This is a genomic window from Streptomyces sp. NPDC041205, from assembly GCF_055591765.1.
In genome coordinates this window covers 897,774-915,002 of the sequence record NZ_JBVIZH010000003.1, presented here as the reverse complement: position 1 = coordinate 915,002, position 17,229 = coordinate 897,774, and the positions used below count along the sequence as shown (strand labels likewise).

Below are 17,229 nucleotides of genomic sequence, written 5' to 3'. Positions count from 1 at the left end.
GGCCGTCCCTTTCGCCCCGTGCCGCCGCACGGCATCCGCCTAGACCGAGAGCGAGTAGAACCGTGTCTGCCGACCGCACGCGCACCGATGCCGGGTCCGCCGGGGAACCCCTCTTCCGCAGCGGCACGATTCCGCTGGTCGTCTCCGGGGCCACCCCGGCGGCCGTACGCACGCGGGCGGAGCGGCTGCTCGCGCTCCACGCCGAGGACCGGCCCGCGGTGCGGGACCTCGGCCTGGCCCTGGCGGCCGCCCATGCCGCCGCTCCCCCGGGCGCCGCCGACGAGCACGCCGGGCGCGCACCGACCGCGGCGCGGCACCGGGCCGTCCTGTGGGCCGACGACGAGGGGCAGCTCGTCGAGGAGTTGACGGCACTCGCCGAGGGCGGCCGCAGCGCCACCCGGATCAGCGGGGTCGCCGGGCCGCTCGACCGGGCCGTGTTCGTCTTCCCCGGCCAGGGCCCGCAGTGGCTCGGCATGGCGGCCGGGCTCCTCGACGACTCCGACGTGTTCCGCGCCTCCGTCGACGCCAGCGCCCGCGCGCTCGCCCCGTACCTCGACTGGTCCCTTGAGGACGTGCTGCGCGGGACGCCCGACGCGGCGTCCCTGGAGCGCGACGACGTGGTGCAGCCCGCCCTGTTCGCCGTGATGGTGGGCCTGGCCGAGCTGTGGCGGTCCTTCGGGGTGCAGCCCGCGGCGGTGCTCGGGCACAGCGTCGGCGAGATCGCCGCGGCCGTCGTCGCTGGCGGCCTGTCCCTGGACGACGGGGCGCGGGTGGTGTCCCTGTGGAGCAAGGCGCAGGCGCGGCTCGCGGGGCTCGGCGGGATGATCTCGGTGTCGGCCACGCGGGCGTACCTGGACACGAAGGTCGCGCGCTGGGACGGCCGCGTCGCCGTCGCCGCGGTCAACGGGCCGCAGTCCGTGGTCCTTTCCGGCGACCGTGACGTGATCGACGTACTCATGGAGGAGTTCGCCGCCGAGGGCGTGCGGGCCCGCCGGATCCCCGTGGACCTGGCGGCCCACTCCTCGCACATCGAGGCCATTCGCGAGGAGATGCTGACCGGACTCGCGCCGGTACGGCCGCGCACGGGGAACGTGCCCTTCCACTCCACCGCGACCGGCGACTACTTCGACACCGCCGGGCTCGACGCCGGGTACTGGTACGCCAATCTGCGCGGCACGGTGCTGTTCGAGCAGTCGACGCGCGCCCTGGCGGCGGACCACCACGCCTTCATCGAGGTCAGCCCGCACCCGGTCCTGACCATGGCGCTCCAGCAGACCCTGGACGACCTCCAGTCGGACGCCGTGGTGGTGGAGTCGCTGCGGCGCCGCGAGCCCGGCACCCGCCGGTTCCTCACCTCGGTGGCCCGCCTGTACGCCGGGGGCGCCACGGTGGACTGGCGGCCGGCGTTCGGCCCGGACGCGACGCCCTTCGAACTGCCCGCGGCCGTCCTGCCGTCGCCCGACCCGGTAGCGGACGCCGACGCTCCGCAGCGCCCGGGCGCCCCGGCCGACGAGTCCCCGCAGGAGGCCGTGGCCCGCCTCCTCGACGTCGTACGCGCCGAGATCGCCGCCGTCCTCGGCCTCGACGCGGACGCCGAACTCGACGACACCGGGGCGTTCAAGGACCTCGGCTTCGACTCCGTACGCGCGGTGGAGCTGCGCAACCGCCTGGTGGACGCCACCGGGATGCGCCTGCCGGTGACGATCGTCTTCGCCCACCCGACACCGGAACGCCTCGCCCAGCACCTCGCCGCGCAGCTGACCGGTACCGCGGATTCCGCAACGCCCGCGCCGCTCCCGGCCCGGCGGAGCGCCGACGCGGACGAGCCCGTCGCCATCGTCTCCATGGCCTGCCGCTTCCCCGGCGACGTGGCGTCGCCGGAGGACCTGTGGCAGCTCGTCGTGGACGAGCGGGACGTCATCTCCGGCTTCCCCGTCAACCGCGGCTGGCCCCTTGACACCCTCTTCGACGGCGACCCGGACCGCGCGGGCCGCTCCTACACGCGCCAGGGCGGATTCCTGCACGACGCGGACCAGTTCGACGCCGAGTTCTTCGGCATCAGCCCGCGCGAGGCGCTGGGCATGGACCCGCAGCAGCGCCTCGTCCTCGAAACCGTGTGGGAGGCCCTGGAGCGGGCCGGAGTCGACCCGGCGGCCCTGCACGACACCGACACCGGCGTGTACCTCGGTGCGCTCGCCCAGGACTACGGCCCGCGCCTGCACGAGGCCGACGACAAGGCCGGCGGGTACCTGCTCACCGGCAACTTCACCAGCGTCCTCTCGGGCCGCGTCGCCTACACCCTCGGCCTGCGCGGGCCCGCCGTCACCGTGGACACCGCGTGCTCCTCGTCCCTGGTGGCCCTGCACCTGGCCGCGCAGGCGCTGCGCGCCGGTGACTGCGAACTGGCGGTCGCGGGCGGCGTGACGGTGATGTCGAGCCCCGGCATGTTCGTCGAGTTCAGCCGCCAGCGCGGCCTGTCGCCGGACGGGCGCTGCAAGGCGTTCGCGGAGGACGCGGACGGCACGGGCTGGGCCGAGGGCGTGGGGGTGCTGCTCCTGGAACGGCTCTCCGACGCGCGCCGCAACGGCCACGAGGTCCTGGCCGTCGTCCGCGGCTCGGCCATCAACCAGGACGGCGCGAGCAACGGCCTCGCCGCGCCGAGCGGACCGGCCCAGGAGCGCGTGATCCACGCCGCGCTCGCCGCCGCCGGGCTGGCCCCCGCCGACGTCGACGCCGTCGAGGCGCACGGCACCGGCACCCGGCTCGGCGACCCGATCGAGGCCGGTGCGCTGCTCGCCACGTACGGGCAGGGACGCAAGGACGAACAGCCGCTGTATCTGGGCTCGTTGAAGTCCAACATCGGGCACGCGCAGGCCGCGGCCGGGGTCGGCGGCATCGTCAAGATGGTCCAGGCGATGCGCCACGGCACGCTGCCCCGCAGCCTCCACCTCGACCGGCCCACGTCGCACGTCGACTGGAGCGCCGGCGCGGTGCGCCCGCTGGCCGAGGCGCGGTCCTGGCCCGAGACCGGCCGTCCCCGGCGCGCCGGGGTGTCCTCCTTCGGCATCAGCGGCACCAACGCGCACGTGATTCTGGAGCAGGCGCCGGTGGAGGCGGCCGTTGCTGGTGAGGCGGCCGAGGGCGATGCCGACGGCGCGGGCAGCGTGGGTGTCACGGACACCCTGAGCAACGCCACCCCGGTGAGCGGCGCGGATGTCGCGGCCGACGCGCAGGACGCCCACGGCACGGGCACCACCACCCTCCCCCACCCCACCCCGCACCCCTGGCTCCTCTCCGGCCGCACCGAGGACGCCCTGCGCGCCCAGGCCGCCCGCCTGCACGCCTTCGTCGCCGAGCACCCCGAGCCCCCCGAGCGGGACGGCCTCGCGGACATCGGCCTGACGCTCGCCACCGCGCGCACGCGTTTCGCGCACACCGCCGCCGTCGTCGCACAGGACCGCGAGGGCTTCCTCGGCGGGCTCGCGGCGCTGGCCGACGGCGCGCCCTCCGCCGACGTGGTGCGCGGTCCGGCGGGCGCGGGCGGCCGGACGGCGTTCCTGTTCACGGGGCAGGGCAGCCAGCGGCACGGCATGGGCCGTGAGCTGTACGCGTCCCAGCCGGTGTTCGCGGCCGCGTTCGACGCGGTGTGCGCACAGCTGGACCAGCATCTCGAGGTACCTCTCAAGGACGTGGTGTTCGCGGCGGACGACGCACGCCTGCACCGGACGGAGTACACGCAGCCCGCCCTGTTCGCGCTGGAGGTCGCGCTGTTCCGGCTGCTCGAACACTTCGGGGTCACGCCCGACCACCTCCTCGGCCACTCCGTCGGCGAGATAGCGGCCGCCCATGTCGCCGGCGTACTCGACCTCACCGACGCCTGCACCCTGGTCGCCACCCGAGGCCGACTGATGCAGTCCGCCCCGGCGGGCGGCACGATGACGGCCATCGAAGCCACCGAGGACGAGATACGCGAAACCCTCACCCCCTACGCCGGACGCCTCGACATCGCCGCCGTCAACAGCCCCGGCTCCGTCGTCGTCACCGGCGACACCGACGCCGCCGCCGACCTCGCCGCGTCCTTCCGGGAGAAGGGCCGCCGCACCACCGACCTCAAGGTCAGCCACGCCTTCCACTCGCCGCACATGGACGGGGTCCTCGACGCGTTCCGCGAGGTGGCCGCCGGGCTGACCTACGCGCCGCCACGCATCCCCGTGGTCTCCAACGTCACCGGCCGCGTCGCCACCGCCGACGAACTGGCCGACCCCGAGTACTGGGTCCGCCACCTGCGGCACACGGTCCGGTTCGCCGACGGAGTCGGCGTTCTCCACGACGAGAAGGTCACGACGTACGTCGAGCTGGGCCCGGCGCCCGTGCTCGCCGCGATGACCCGGGCGTGCCTGGGCGAGGACGGCCCGCGGCCGGTCGCCGTGCTGCACCCCGACCGGCCCGCGGCGCACACCCTCGCCACCGCGCTGGCCCATCTCGCCCTGCACGGGGCGCCCGTGGACTCCGGCGCGCTGTTCCCCGGCGCCCGCAGGACCGTGCTGCCCACGTACGCCTTCCAGCGCCGCCGCTACTGGCTCGACACGCCCGCGCCCACGGGCGACGCCACCGGCCTCGGCCTGGAGGCGGCCGGGCACCCGCTGCTCGGCGGCATGACGAGCCTCGCCGGGGGCGACGGCCTGCTCCTGTCCGGGCGGCTCTCGGCACACACCCACCCCTGGCTCGCCCAGCACCTCATCGCGGGCTCCACGCTGGTGCCCGGCGCGGCCCTCGTGGAACTCGCCGTCGCCGCGGGCGACCGGGCCGGGCTCGGCTCCTTGCGCGAACTCGTCCTCGAAGAGCCGCTGCGCCTGCCCGACGAGGGCATCCGCCTCCAGCTCACCGTGGGACCCGCCGACGACTCCGGCGAGTGCGCCGTCGCCGTCCACTCGCGCCGCGACCCGGCAACCGGGGGGTCCGCGTGGGGCGAGGGCGAGTGGACGCTGCACGCCTCGGGCGTCCTCGCCGCGGCCGGTGCGCCCGTGCCCGCCTCCGCCGCGGAGGGGAGCTGGCCGCCGCCCGGCGCCCGGCCGCTCGACCACGAGGGTCTGTACGCGCGCCTCGCCGACCTGGGGTACGCGTACGGCCCGGCGTTCCAGGGGCTGCGGGCCGCCTGGCGGTCGGGCCCCGACCTGTACGCGGAGGTGGCGCTGCCCGAGGAGCAGCACGCGGAGGCCGCCGAGTACGGCCTCCACCCCGCTCTCCTCGACGCGGCCCTGCACGCCCTGCTGCTCGGCGAACCGGACGCGCCGGGCGCCCTGCGCCTGCCGTTCTCGTACGACGGCGTCACCCTGCACGCGGCGGGCGCCACCCGACTGCGCGTCCGGCTCAGTCCGGGCGAGGGCGACGGCGTCGTCCTGGAGGCCACCGACCCCGCCGGGCAGCCCGTGCTCACCGTGGGCTCGCTCACGATGCGCCCGGTGCCGCTGGACCGGATCGCCGCAGGGGGCGGCTCCGTCCGCGAGGGCCTGCACCACCTGGAGTGGCACCCGGTCCCGGCCGTCAACCCCGCGTCTCGCAGCGGCCGTTGGGCTGTCCTCGGCGGCCCCGCGCCCGGCTTCACCGGCACGCCGTACCGGGACCTGGAGGCCCTGGATGCCGCCCTGGCCTCCGGCGAGCCCGCTCCCGACGTCCTCGTACTCCCGTACCGCACCCCCGAAGACCGGCGCGACGAGTTGGCGGCGACGGGCGACGCGGTCCGCCGGACCCTCGCCACCGTGCAGCGCTGCCTCGCCGACGAGCGGCTGCAGTCGACCACGTTCCTGTTCCTGACCCGCGAGGCGGTCGCCACCGCGTCCGGCGACGACGTGCGCGACCTGCCCGGGGCCGCCGTGCACGGGCTGCTGCGCACCGCGTCGAGCGAACACCCGGGCCGCTTCGCCCTCTTGGACATCGAAGACACCGCCGACAGCCCCGCCGAAGACCACGGCCCCACCGGGATCGACGCGGCCGCCGCCCTCGCCGCCGCCGACGGGCTCCAACTGGCGCTGCGGGGCGGCACCTTGTACGCGCCCCGGCTGACCCGCGCCACCGTCCCCGAGGACGCGGCGGTTACGCTCGACCCGGACGGCACCGTCCTGGTCACCGGCGGCACCGGGGGCCTCGGCCGACTCGTCGCCCGGCATCTGGCCGTCCGGCACGGGGTGCGGCACCTGCTGCTGTGCAGCCGCAGCGGGCACGCCCCCGAACTGGTCGCGGAACTCGCCGGGTCGGGCGTCACCGTGACCGTCGTGGCCTGCGACGTCACGGACCGGGAGCGGTTGGCCGAGGTCCTCGCCGCCGTGCCGGACGAGCATCCGCTGACGGCCGTGGTGCACACGGCCGGTGTCCTCGCCGACGCCACGCTCGACAACCTGCGCCCCGACGACGTCGACCGGGTGCTCGCCGCCAAGGCTGACGGCGCCCGGCACCTGCACGAACTCACCGCGGAGCTGCCGCTGGCCGCGTTCGTGGTGTTCTCCTCCATCGCCGGTCTCCTCGGCAACCCCGGCCAGGGCGCCTACGCCGCCGCCAACGCCCACCTGGACGCGCTCGCCCAGCACCGCCGTGCCCACGGTCTGCCCGCGACGTCGCTGGCCTGGGGGATGTGGGACGCGACGGCCGGGGGCATGGCCGCGAAGCTGTCCGACGCGGACGTCGCCCGCTGGAGCCGCAACGGCGTCCTGCCCCTGTCGGCCGAGCGCGGCATGGAGCTGTTCGACGCGGCCCTGGCCTCGGGTGAGCCGCTGCTCGTCCCGGTCGAGCTGGACGTGGCGGCGCTCCGCGCCCCCGACGCGTCCCCGCCCGCGCTGCTGCGCACCCTGGCGCCCCGCACCCGCTCCCGCCGCCGCGCCGCGGACGGCGGCGCGGGGACCGGCGCGGACTCGTGGGCCGCGCGCACGGCCGCGCTGCCGGAGACCGAACGCCGCCGCGCCGTCATGGACCTGATCGTCTCGACGGTGGCCGCGGTGCTCGCGCTGCCGAGCGCCGCGGGCATCGCCCCGGACGCGGCGTTCCGGGAGCTGGGTCTGGACTCCCTGTCGGGCCTCGAACTGCGCGGCCGGCTCGGCACGGCCACCGGCCTCAAGCTGTCGGCCACCGTCGTCTTCGACCACCCCACCCCGTCCGCCCTCACCGACCACGTCGTGTCCCACCTCGACCAGGCCCCCACCGCCCGGCCGGGCGCGCCGAGCACCGCGCCGACGGCCGTCCGGGACGACGACCCGATCGTGATCGTCGGCATGGCCTGCCGCTACCCCGGCGACGTCCGCACCCCGGACGACCTGTGGCAGCTCGTCTCCGAGGGCACCGACGCGATCGGCCCGTTCCCGGAGAACCGCGGCTGGGACGTCGAGAACCTCTACGACCCGGACCCCGAGCGGCCCGGCAAGTCCTACACGCGCCACGGCGGCTTCCTGTACGACGCGGACCGCTTCGACCCCGAGTTCTTCGGCATCAGCCCGCGCGAGGCGGCGGGCATGGACCCGCAGCAGCGCCTCCTCCTGGAGACCAGCTGGGAGGCCGTGGAGAGCGCGGGCATCGCGCCGACGGCCCTGCACGGCAGCCGTACCGGCGTGTTCTGCGGCGTGATGTACAGCGACTACACCTCGCGGCTGCGCGCCACGCCGGAGAGCGTGGAGGCGTACGGCTTCACCGGCAACTCGCCCAGCGTGGTGTCCGGCCGTGTCTCCTACACGCTGGGCCTCAAGGGGCCCGCCATCACCGTGGACACGGCGTGCTCCTCGTCGCTGGTCGCCACGCATCTGGCGGCGCAGGCACTGCGCAACGGCGAGTGCGAGTACGCCCTCGCCGGGGGTGTCACGGTCATGTCGGCGCCCGCCACGTTCATCGAGTTCAGCCGTCAGCGCGGCCTCGCCCCCGACGGGCGCTGCAAGGCGTTCTCGGGCGCGGCCGACGGCACCGCGTGGAGCGAGGGCGCCGGCGTGCTGCTGCTCGAACGGCTTTCCGACGCGCGCCGCAACGGCCACGAGGTCCTCGCCGTCGTCCGCGGCTCGGCCATCAACCAGGACGGCGCGAGCAACGGCCTCACCGCGCCCAACGGCCCCTCGCAGGAGCGGGTCATCCGCGACGCCCTGGCCCAGGCCGGGCTCGCCCCGGCCGACGTCGACGCCGTCGAGGCGCACGGCACCGGCACCCGGCTCGGCGACCCGATCGAGGCGCAGGCACTCCTCGCCACCTACGGCCAGGACCGGGACGCGGAGCGGCCCCTGTACCTGGGCACGCTGAAGTCCAACATCGGGCACGCGCAGGCCGCGGCCGGGGTCGGCGGCATCGTCAAGATGGTCCAGGCGATGCGGCACGGCATCCTGCCGCGCACGCTGCACGTGGGCGAGCCGACGCCGCACGTCGACTGGGGCTCCGGCGCGGTGTCGCTGCTCACGGACGCCAGGCCCTGGGACGCGGGCGCGGCGCCGCGGCGGGCCGGTGTGTCGTCGTTCGGCGTCAGCGGCACCAATGCCCATGTCGTACTGGAAGAGGCGCCGGTGGTCGCTCCGTCGCCCGAGCAGGCGGGGCAGCCGGGGGCCGGGCAGCAGGAGACCGGGATCGCCGCCGGGCCGGGTCTTGTGCCGTGGCTGGTGTCGGCTCGGGGAACCGGAGCGTTGCGGGCGCAGGCGGCGCAGTTGCGGCCGCTCGCGGCCGGGGCGGGCAAGTCGTCCGCAGGAGCCGCCGGGTCCGCTGCGGCCGCCCTGCGCGACGTGTCCGCCGAGGTCGCCTTGTCCGACGCGTCCGCTCAGGCCATCCGGTCCGTCGCGTCTGTCGCGTCCACCGAGGCCGCCGGAGCCGTCGGGGGCGTCGGGGCCCCCGACGCTCACGACGCGGTAGCGCTCGGCCGGGCGGACCTCGACATCGGCCACTCCCTCGCCGCGTCCCGCGCCACCCTCACGGACCGTGCCGTGATCCTGGCGGCCGACCGCGCGGAGCTGCTCGCCGGGCTCGACGCCCTGCGGGACGGCGAGACGGCGGCGAACGTGGTGACCGGCGGCGCGGCGGGCCCGGTGCGCACCGCGTTCCTGTTCACCGGACAGGGCAGCCAGCGGCCGGGGATGGGCCGTGAACTGCACGCCCGTTTCCCGGTGTTCGGCGCCGCCCTCGACGAGATCTGCGACCGGATGGAGTCCGTCGCGGGCATCGACCTGCGCGAGCTGATCTTCGCCGACGAGGGCAGCCCGGAGGCGGCCCTGCTCGACGAGACCCGGTACACGCAGCCCGCCCTGTTCGCCGTCGAGGTCGCCCTGTTCCGGCTCATGGAGCACTTCGGGGTCACGCCCGACCACCTCCTCGGCCACTCCGTCGGCGAGATAGCGGCCGCCCATGTCGCCGGCGTACTCGACCTCACCGACGCCTGCACCCTGGTCGCCACCCGAGGCCGACTGATGCAGTCCGCCCCGGCGGGCGGCGCGATGACGGCCGTCGAAGCCACCGAGGACGAGGTACGCGAGACCCTCACCCCCTACGCCGGACGCCTCGACATCGCCGCCGTGAACGGACCCACGTCCGTCGTCATCACCGGCGACGTCGAAGCCGCCCTGGAACTGACCCGCGTCTGGCGCGACGAGGGCCGCCGCACGTCCCGCCTTCGCGTCAGCCACGCCTTCCACTCGCCGCACATGGACGGCGTCCTCGCCGACTTCCGTGCCGTGGCGGCCCAGTTGACGTATGCGGCACCCCGCATCCCGGTCATCTCCAACGTCACCGGCCGTGTCGCCACCGCCGACGAACTGGCCGATCCAGACTACTGGGTACGTCAACTGCGCGGCACCGTCCGCTTCTTCGACGGCGTGCGCCACCTCGCCGCGGACGGCGTGACCGGGTTCCTCGAAGTCGGCCCGGACGCCGTGCTCACCGCCATGGTCCGGGGCAGCGAGGGCGAGGACGTCTCCGTCGCGCCGCTGCTGCGCCGCGGCCACGACGAAGTCCGTACCGTCACCGCCGCACTGGCCCGGAACTACGTGGGCGGCGCCGCCGTCGACTGGAGCGACTTCTTCCCCGGCGGCCGTACGGTGCCCCTGCCCACCTACCCCTACCAGCGCGAGCGGTACTGGCTCAGCGCCCCGACCGCCCCGGCCGCCCCGGCGGCGGCCGCGGGCCGCGGCCACCCGGTGCTCGACGACGGCGTGGAACTGGCCGACGGCCAGGCCCTGTTGTTCACGGGGAACCTCGACCCGTACGCCGAGCCGTGGCTCGCCGATCACGTCATCGCCGGTTCCGTACGACTGCCGGGCGCCGCCGTCGCGGAGCTCGCCCTGTACACGGCGCGACGCACCGGCGCGGCACAGGTGGCCGACCTCACCCTGGAACAGCCGCTGTCGCTCACCGAACCCGCCGCGGTCCAGGTCATCGTCGGCGCCCCCGCCGACGACGGCAGCCGCTCCCTGGCGCTCTACTCGCGGCCGGGGGGCTCGCCGTCCACGCCGTGGACGCGGCACGCGACCGGTGCGCTGAGCGCGGACGGGGCCGACGGACCTGGTGGGCTTGGTGGGCTTGGTGGGGCCGACGCGACCGATGGGTCGACCACTGCCGCGCGGGGCCCGGCCGACCTCACCGCCTGGCCGCCCCCGGAGGCCTCCCCCGTGCCGATCGACGGCCTCTACACCCGCCTCGCCGACCGCGGTTACAGCTACGGCCCCACCTTCCAGGGCCTGCGTCGGCTGTGGCGCGCCGGGGCCGAGCTGTACGCGGAGGTCGACGCACCGACGGGCGCGATCGATGCCGGGTTCGTGCCGCACCCCGCCGCCCTCGACGCCGCCCTGCACTCCCTGCTCGGCGCCGCGGGCGACGACGACCGGCTCCTCGTACCGTTCGCGTGGAGCGGCCTGAGGCTGCACACCGACAGCACCGATGGCTCCGAGCACACCGAACGCGCCCAGGGCACGGGCTCGAAGGACAGCGCCGAGAGCGCCACGCTGCGCGTGCTGCTGCGGCGCGGCGACGGCGACACGTACGCGCTCCTCATCGCCGACGCGACCGGCGCCCCGCTGCTCAGCGCCGACGCGCTCGCCCTGCGCGAGCTGCCGCCCGGCGCGGGCCGACCGGCCGACAGCGCCGCCCTGTTCGCCCTGCACTGGCCCGAGCGGAAGCTGTCCGCGCCCACACCGACCGGCACCTGGGCCGTGATCGGCCGGGGCACGGACGCGCTGCGCGACACCGTGCGGGCGGGGGGCGTGACCGTACGCGCCCACGCGGCCCTCGACGACCTGCTCCGCACGCACGACGACGGGACCGAGGCGCCCCATGTCGTCGTCCTCACGCTCGGTGGGGCCGCCGCACACGGCGACCTCACCGGATCCGGCGCGCCCGGCCACCCGGGCGGAGCCAACGGGTCCGCGGCACCCCGCGGATCCCACGCACCCGGTGGGTCCACCGAACCTGGCGGACCCACCGGGGCGGCCACCACCGAAGCACTCGAACTCGTCCAGCGCTGGCTCGCCGAGGACCGGTTCACCGCGAGCCGCCTCGTCCTGCTCACCCGGGACGCGGTCGCCGCGGCCGACGGCGAGCACCCGGACCCGGCGCGGGCCGCGGTGTGGGGGCTGGTCCGCTCCGCGCAGGCGGAGCACCCCGGCCGGTTCATGCTGATCGACACCGACGACCACCCCGACTCCGTCCGCGGCCTCGTCCGGGCCATCGCCTCCGAGGAACCCCAACTCGCCGTCCGCGCCGGTGCGTCACTCGTCCCGCGGCTGCGCGAGCACCAGCCGGGCGACACCGCGGCCGTGGCGTTCGGCGCGCACAGCAACGTACTGATCACCGGTGGCCTGGGCGCCCTGGGCCGGGTCGTGGCCCGTCATCTGACGGAGCTGCACGGCGTACGCCGCCTCGTCCTGACCGGGCGGCGCGGCCTGGACACGCCGGGCGCCGAGGAGTTCGTGGCCAAGCTGGAGGCCACCGGCGCGCAGGTGACCGTCGCGGCCTGCGACACGGCCGACCGGGCCGCCGTGGCCGCGCTCCTGGAAGGTCTCGAGCAGCCGCCGACCGCGGTGGTGCACTCGGCGGGCGTCCTCGACGACGTGGTCGTGGAAGGGCTCACGCCACAGCGCCTGAACGCCGTCCTGCGGCCCAAGGCGGACGCCGCCCTGCATCTGCACGAGCTGACCCGGCACCTGGACCTGTCGGCGTTCGTCCTGTTCTCCTCCCTCTCGGGGATGCTCGGCACCGCGGGCCAGGGCAACTACGCGGCCGCCAACACCTTCCTCGACGCCCTGGCGCGGCGACGGCACGCCGAGGGGCTGCCCGCCGTGTCGCTCGCGTGGGGCCTGTGGGCGGGCGAGGAGGACATGGCCGCGGGGCTCGGGAACACGGATCTGCTGCGCCTGGCGCGGTCCGGTGTCGCCCCGCTGTCCGCCGACGAGGGCCTCACCCTCTTCGACGCGGCCGTCGCGGACGGGGCGCCGGTCCTTGCACCCGCCCGGCTCGACCTGCGCGGCCTCGACTCCGGTACGGTCCCGCCGGTCCTGCGGACCCTCGCCCCGGCGGCGGCCCCGGCCCGGGCGGCCACCGCGCGGCCCACCGAGACCCCGGCCGCCGTGCTGCGCGGCCGTCTTTCCACCGCGCCGCACAAGGAGCAGCGGCACATCATCCTGCAGGCCGTGCGGGCCGAGGTGGCCGCCGTCCTCGGGCACGCGGCTCCGGAGCGGGTCGCGGCGGCGAGCCGGTTCCAGGACCTCGGGTTCGACTCGCTGACGGCGCTGGAGCTGCGCAACCGGCTCAGCACGGCGACCGGCGTCCGGCTGCCCCCGACCCTGGTCTTCGACCACCCGAGCCCCGGCGCCCTCGCCGACCGGCTCGCCGTGGACCTGGCCGTGCGGACGGGCGGGGCGCAGGAGGGACCGGTGGATGGAGGCGCGCCGTCCGGCCGGGACGGGGCCGACGCAGCTGATGGGGCCGACGGGCCCGGTGATGACAGCGCCGTCGACGCGATGAGCACCGACGAGTTGGTGCGGCTTGCCCTGGGCGCCGACTCCGCCGAGCCGTCCGGCCACCGCGCCGTAGGAGCGGATGGGGCAACCGTGGCGTAGGGCGCGACACAGCGGCCCTGGTCCCGGGTGGCACTTCCCCCGGGACCAGGGCCTTCTGCGTGTCTCGGACCTGGCAGGCCCACCGGCCCTATCGGGGCCCACCGGACCCGTCGGACCCGCTGGACCCGCCGCGCCGTCAGTCGGCGGCGGCCTCCGCCTCGATGGCGTGGAACGGCGGGGCCTGCGGCAGCGGCGTGACGGACGTGACCGCGAGCCCGGCGCGGCGGCACACCTCCTCGAACTCCGCGCGGGTGCGTTCCCTGCCGCCGACGTTCACCAGCATGTTCAGGTCGCTCAGGTAGATCCGCCCGGCGGTCTCGGCGTCGACGATCTCGGAGAGGACGGGCTCCACGATCAGGACGCGGCCGCCGGGTGGCAGCGCCGCGCGGCAGTGGCTCAGGATCGTCACCACCTGGTCGTCCGACCAGTCGTGGACGATGCTCTTCATCATGTGGAGATCGGCGCCTTCGGGCACCGAGCGGAAGAAGTCCCCGGCCACCAGGGAACATCGGTCGGCGAGTCCGTCCCGGCTCAAGGTGGCCGGGGCCTGGGCCAGGCCTTCCTCGGTGTCGTAGATGACGCCGGTGACGGCGGGGTGCTCCCTCAGCACGGCGCTGAGGAGCGTGCCGTCGCCGCCGCCGATGTCCATGACCGTCTTGAACCGCCCGAAGTCGACGGCGCCCGGCAGCGCCGCGGCCGTCTGCCGGGTCCCCTGGCTCATCGCCGTGTTGAACTCCGCCGACAGGTCCGGGTGTTGCTTGAGGTGACCAAAGAAGTCCGTCCCGAAGACCTTGTCGAAGGCGACCTCGCCGGTACGGACGCTGTCGTCCAGTTGCTCCCAGCCCCGCAGCATCATCGGGTCGGTGAACATCCGGGCGATGGAGGCGAGGGAGTCGGGGCGCGCGGGGTCGAGCAGGGCGCCGGCGGGCGTGACGGCGAAGATGCCCGCGGCGCGTTCCTCCAGCAGGCCGAGACTGGCCAGGGCGCGCAGCAGCCTCGCCATGGGCTGCGGCGCCGCGGCCGCCTGGGCGGCCACGTCGTCCGCCGCCATCTCCTTGTCGCCGATCAGCTCGACCACCCGTAGCCGCAGGGCCGCGCGCATCGTCTGCGCCGCCACGCCGCCGAAGGCGTACTCGATGACCAAGCGGGCGTCGTCGGGAGTGGTCTCCCGGGCCTCGTCGTTCGTCACTGTGTGGTCCCTTTCGCCAGGTGAGTCGTCTGCTTCGCCAGGTGAGTCGTCTGCGTTACGGGATGGGTGGCGGCGTCGACCTCATGCGCGGCCTCCGCATGAGCGTCCCGTCGGCGGCGTCGGCGTCCTCGTAGATGTCGGCATGGGCCGACGTCGCTAGGCGTACCAGCGCACCCGGCGTGCACCCGGTGAAAGCGTGCACATCGCGATGGAGGTGGGACTGGTCGACGTATCCACAGGCCAGCGCGGCCTCGGTGACGTCCGCGCCCGCGTGGAGGCGGCGGACCGCGCTGTGGAAGCGGACGAGCATCGCCGCGCGCTTGGGGGTGAGGCCGACCTGGGCCGTGAACCGGGCCCACAGCCGCTTGCGGCTCCACCCGCACGCGGCCGCCAGGTCACCGACCCGCACCCGGCCCCGCCGGGCCACGATGGCCGACCAGCTCGCCGCGACTTCCGCGTCCACCGACGGCGCCCGCGCCGCCCGCTCGACGAGGAACCGGTCGACGAGGGCGAACCGCTCCGGCCAGCCCCCGGCGCCGGTGATCCGTTCGCCGAGCCGCCGCCCCCGCGCTCCCCACAGCTCCTCCAGGCCGGTCACGGACCCCTGGAGGTCGGCGGGCGCGGTGTCCATGAGCGCGTAGGCGGCCAGGGGCGACAGGCGCAGCTCGACGCAGGAGAACCGCCCGGAGCGAATGCGGGTCGGCCCGGGCACGGGACCGGCGACGAGGCTGCCCAGGGCCGCCCGGCCCGAGCCGTCCTCGACGTGCAGCAGGGCGTCGCCGGAGCCGAGGACGACGGTCACGAACGGCTGCGGGAACACACGCATGTCGATGCGTCCGCCCGCGCGGGAGCGGTACCCGGCCACGTGGACCCCGCGCACCGCGGACCCGCCGACGGGCCGCACGGTGTCCCAGCCGTCGTCGGAGCCCGGGCCGCCGGCGTGGGCACGGCGTGTCGCGGAGTCCCGGCCGCGTTCAGGGTCCCGGCCGTCTTCGGAGTCGTCGCCGTACATGCCCCCACCCTGGCCGGTGCGCGCCGGCTCGTCTTGGACGAATGTTCCCCGTCCTACGCCGGGACGCGCGGGCTCACCAGCATGCGGATGTCGTCGGCCGCCCAGAGCACGAACCGTTCGACCGGCGTCACCTCGTGGCCCGGCACCGGCCGGAACCGGAAACGTTTGAGCAGGACGGCCAGGATCAGTTGGGCCTCGACCACGGCCAGGTTCGCGCCCTCGCAGCTCCGCGGGCCGATGCCGAAGGGAATGTGGGCGAGCCGCGGCCGCTTCGCGATCTCCTCGGGCGTGAACCGCTCGGGGTCGAACCGCTCGGGCTCGGGCCAGTGCTCGGGGTTCATGTGGACGGCCCAGAAGGGGTAGAAGACCGTCGCCCCCGCGGGGATCTCGTAGTCGCCGACGACGAGGGCGTCGGTGGTCTCCCGCGCGCCGTAGGGGCCGGGCGGGTAGAGCCGCATCGACTCCTTGAGGACCATGTTCAGGTACGTGAGCCCGCGCAGGTCGGTGTAGTCGGGGGCGGCGCGGTCGCCGAGCACGCGGTCCAGTTCGTCGGTGACACGTGCGGCCACGTCGGGGTGGCGCGCGAGCAGATGCAGGGTCCAGGAGACGGCCACGCCCGTGGTGTGGTGGGCGGCCAGGAGGGTCGCCATGACGGTGTCGCGGATCCGTGCGGGCGGTTCACCGGCCTCGACGAGCGCCCCGATCAGATCGCTGCGGTCCGCGCGGTCGTCGGAGCGGTGCGCCGCGACCACCTGGTCGACCGTCGCGCGCAGTTGCGCCAGGGCCGCTTCGGCGCGCTCGGCGCGTTCCTCCTGGGTGCCGGGGACCGGGACCTGGTAGAGCCGTCCCAGGTACTCGGTGAGGACGTCCTCGAACGCGGTGATGACGCGGTCGGGGTCGGCGGCGCCGCTGCCGCCGAGGGCGTATTCGCAGATCATCCGCAGGGTCAGCGCCGTGAGGTCCTTCTGGAGTTCGACGGGCTCGCCGTCGGCCCGCTCGGCCCAGCCGTCGGCCAGGTCCGTGGTCAGCGCGGTGAAGGTCGCGAAGTGCCGCTCGTGGGAGGGGCGTCCGGCGAACACCGAGAGCAGGATCCGTCGCCACGGCGTGTGCTGGGCGGCCGGGATGACCTGGAGGTTGTCCGCCTCGCACAGCGGCGCGAGGAACTCGAACAGCTGGTCCGGCCGTTCGTTCAGGTGCGCGGTGGCTTCGAGGAGCACGGGGTCGGCGACGGAGACGGCCGTCTCCGCGCCGGGCAGTTGGAACCGCACGACGGGGCCGTACTCGGCGTGCAGCCGCAGTTGGTACTGGTGCAGCCCGCCCGCCTCCGTGACGGCGCCCACGCCGCCGTCCGGCCGGGGATCGGGGCCCGGTATCTTCGTCATGGCCATGGCCGGATTTCCTCCTCGTGCAGCCGCCCCACCAGAAAACCCCCACCCCGTAGGCCAGTTCCACTCCATTCGAGCCATTCGAGCCACGGATACCAGCCCCTCGGTCCCTCGGGCCCCTCGCGCGCCTCGTCAGGGCCGCTCGCGGCGCCGCCCTTGGGAGCGGTCGGCGGGGTCGGCGTCGCGCGCCGCCCGATAGCGGGTGATGAGCGCGGTCAGCTGCGGGTTGAAGCCCTCGGCGGCTTCAAGGGCGGCGTCCGGCAGCGGGTCGTCGGGGGCGTAGCCGAGTGCGGGCTTTCCGGCGAGGTGTCCGCACAGGGCGTCGAGGTGGTCCAGGAGGGCCGCGTTCCGAGCCTGCTCGGGGGTGAGGGAACGCAGCCACGCGAAGCGCTCGGCCGGTGCGTCGGGGCGGGGCGGCAGTTCCCGGCGCAGGCCCTCGGCGCGCGCGGACAGGGTGTTCCACACCGGCAGTCGCAGGGCCGCGACCAGGTCGCCGGGTGCGGCGCGCGTGGTGGTGGTCATGCGTCCACGTTCGCAGGGGGCACTGACATCGGCGCGGTGCCGACGCGGCGATTCGGGTGGGTC

The 17,229-nt window shown here is 75.4% G+C and carries 5 protein-coding genes; 1 reads left to right on the top strand and 4 read right to left on the bottom strand.

The annotated features are described in order from the left end of the window. Positions 1–62: 62 nt before the first annotated feature. A complete protein-coding gene (locus tag ACZ6BG_RS17960) occupies positions 63–13,058 on the top strand; it encodes an SDR family NAD(P)-dependent oxidoreductase (RefSeq protein WP_469002164.1) in 12,996 nt (4,331 codons plus the stop codon). A gap of 136 nt (positions 13,059–13,194) precedes the next feature. Here ACZ6BG_RS17960 and ACZ6BG_RS17955 read toward each other — a convergent pair whose 3' ends face one another. The 4 genes from ACZ6BG_RS17955 to ACZ6BG_RS17940 all read right to left on the bottom strand — a co-directional run bounded on the left by ACZ6BG_RS17955 (position 13,195) and on the right by ACZ6BG_RS17940 (position 17,166). Further along, a complete protein-coding gene (locus ACZ6BG_RS17955; protein WP_469002162.1) occupies positions 13,195–14,247 on the bottom strand; it encodes a methyltransferase in 1,053 nt (350 codons plus the stop codon). A gap of 55 nt (positions 14,248–14,302) precedes the next feature. Next, complete coding sequence (locus ACZ6BG_RS17950) at positions 14,303–15,259, bottom strand: helix-turn-helix domain-containing protein (RefSeq protein ID WP_469002160.1); 957 nt, start codon at positions 15,257–15,259, stop codon at positions 14,303–14,305. Positions 15,260–15,312: 53 nt separating this feature from the next. Next, positions 15,313–16,641 (bottom strand): cytochrome P450, encoded by a 1,329-nt coding sequence (locus tag ACZ6BG_RS17945; protein ID WP_469002158.1) that lies wholly within the window; start codon positions 16,639–16,641, stop codon positions 15,313–15,315. A 135-nt stretch (positions 16,642–16,776) separates the two neighbouring features. After that, on the bottom strand, positions 16,777–17,166 hold the full coding sequence (locus tag ACZ6BG_RS17940) for a hypothetical protein (protein ID WP_469002154.1): 390 nt from the start codon (positions 17,164–17,166) through the stop codon (positions 16,777–16,779). Positions 17,167–17,229: the final 63 nt, after the last annotated feature.

Excerpts from the sequence above, each read along its gene's own strand:
- ACZ6BG_RS17950 (WP_469002160.1), bottom strand. The coding sequence starts at position 15,259 with ATGTACGGCGACGACTCCGAAGACGGCCGGGACCCTGAACGCGGCCGG.
- ACZ6BG_RS17945 (WP_469002158.1), bottom strand. The coding sequence starts at position 16,641 with ATGACGAAGATACCGGGCCCCGATCCCCGGCCGGACGGCGGCGTGGGC.
- ACZ6BG_RS17940 (WP_469002154.1), bottom strand. The coding sequence starts at position 17,166 with ATGACCACCACCACGCGCGCCGCACCCGGCGACCTGGTCGCGGCCCTG.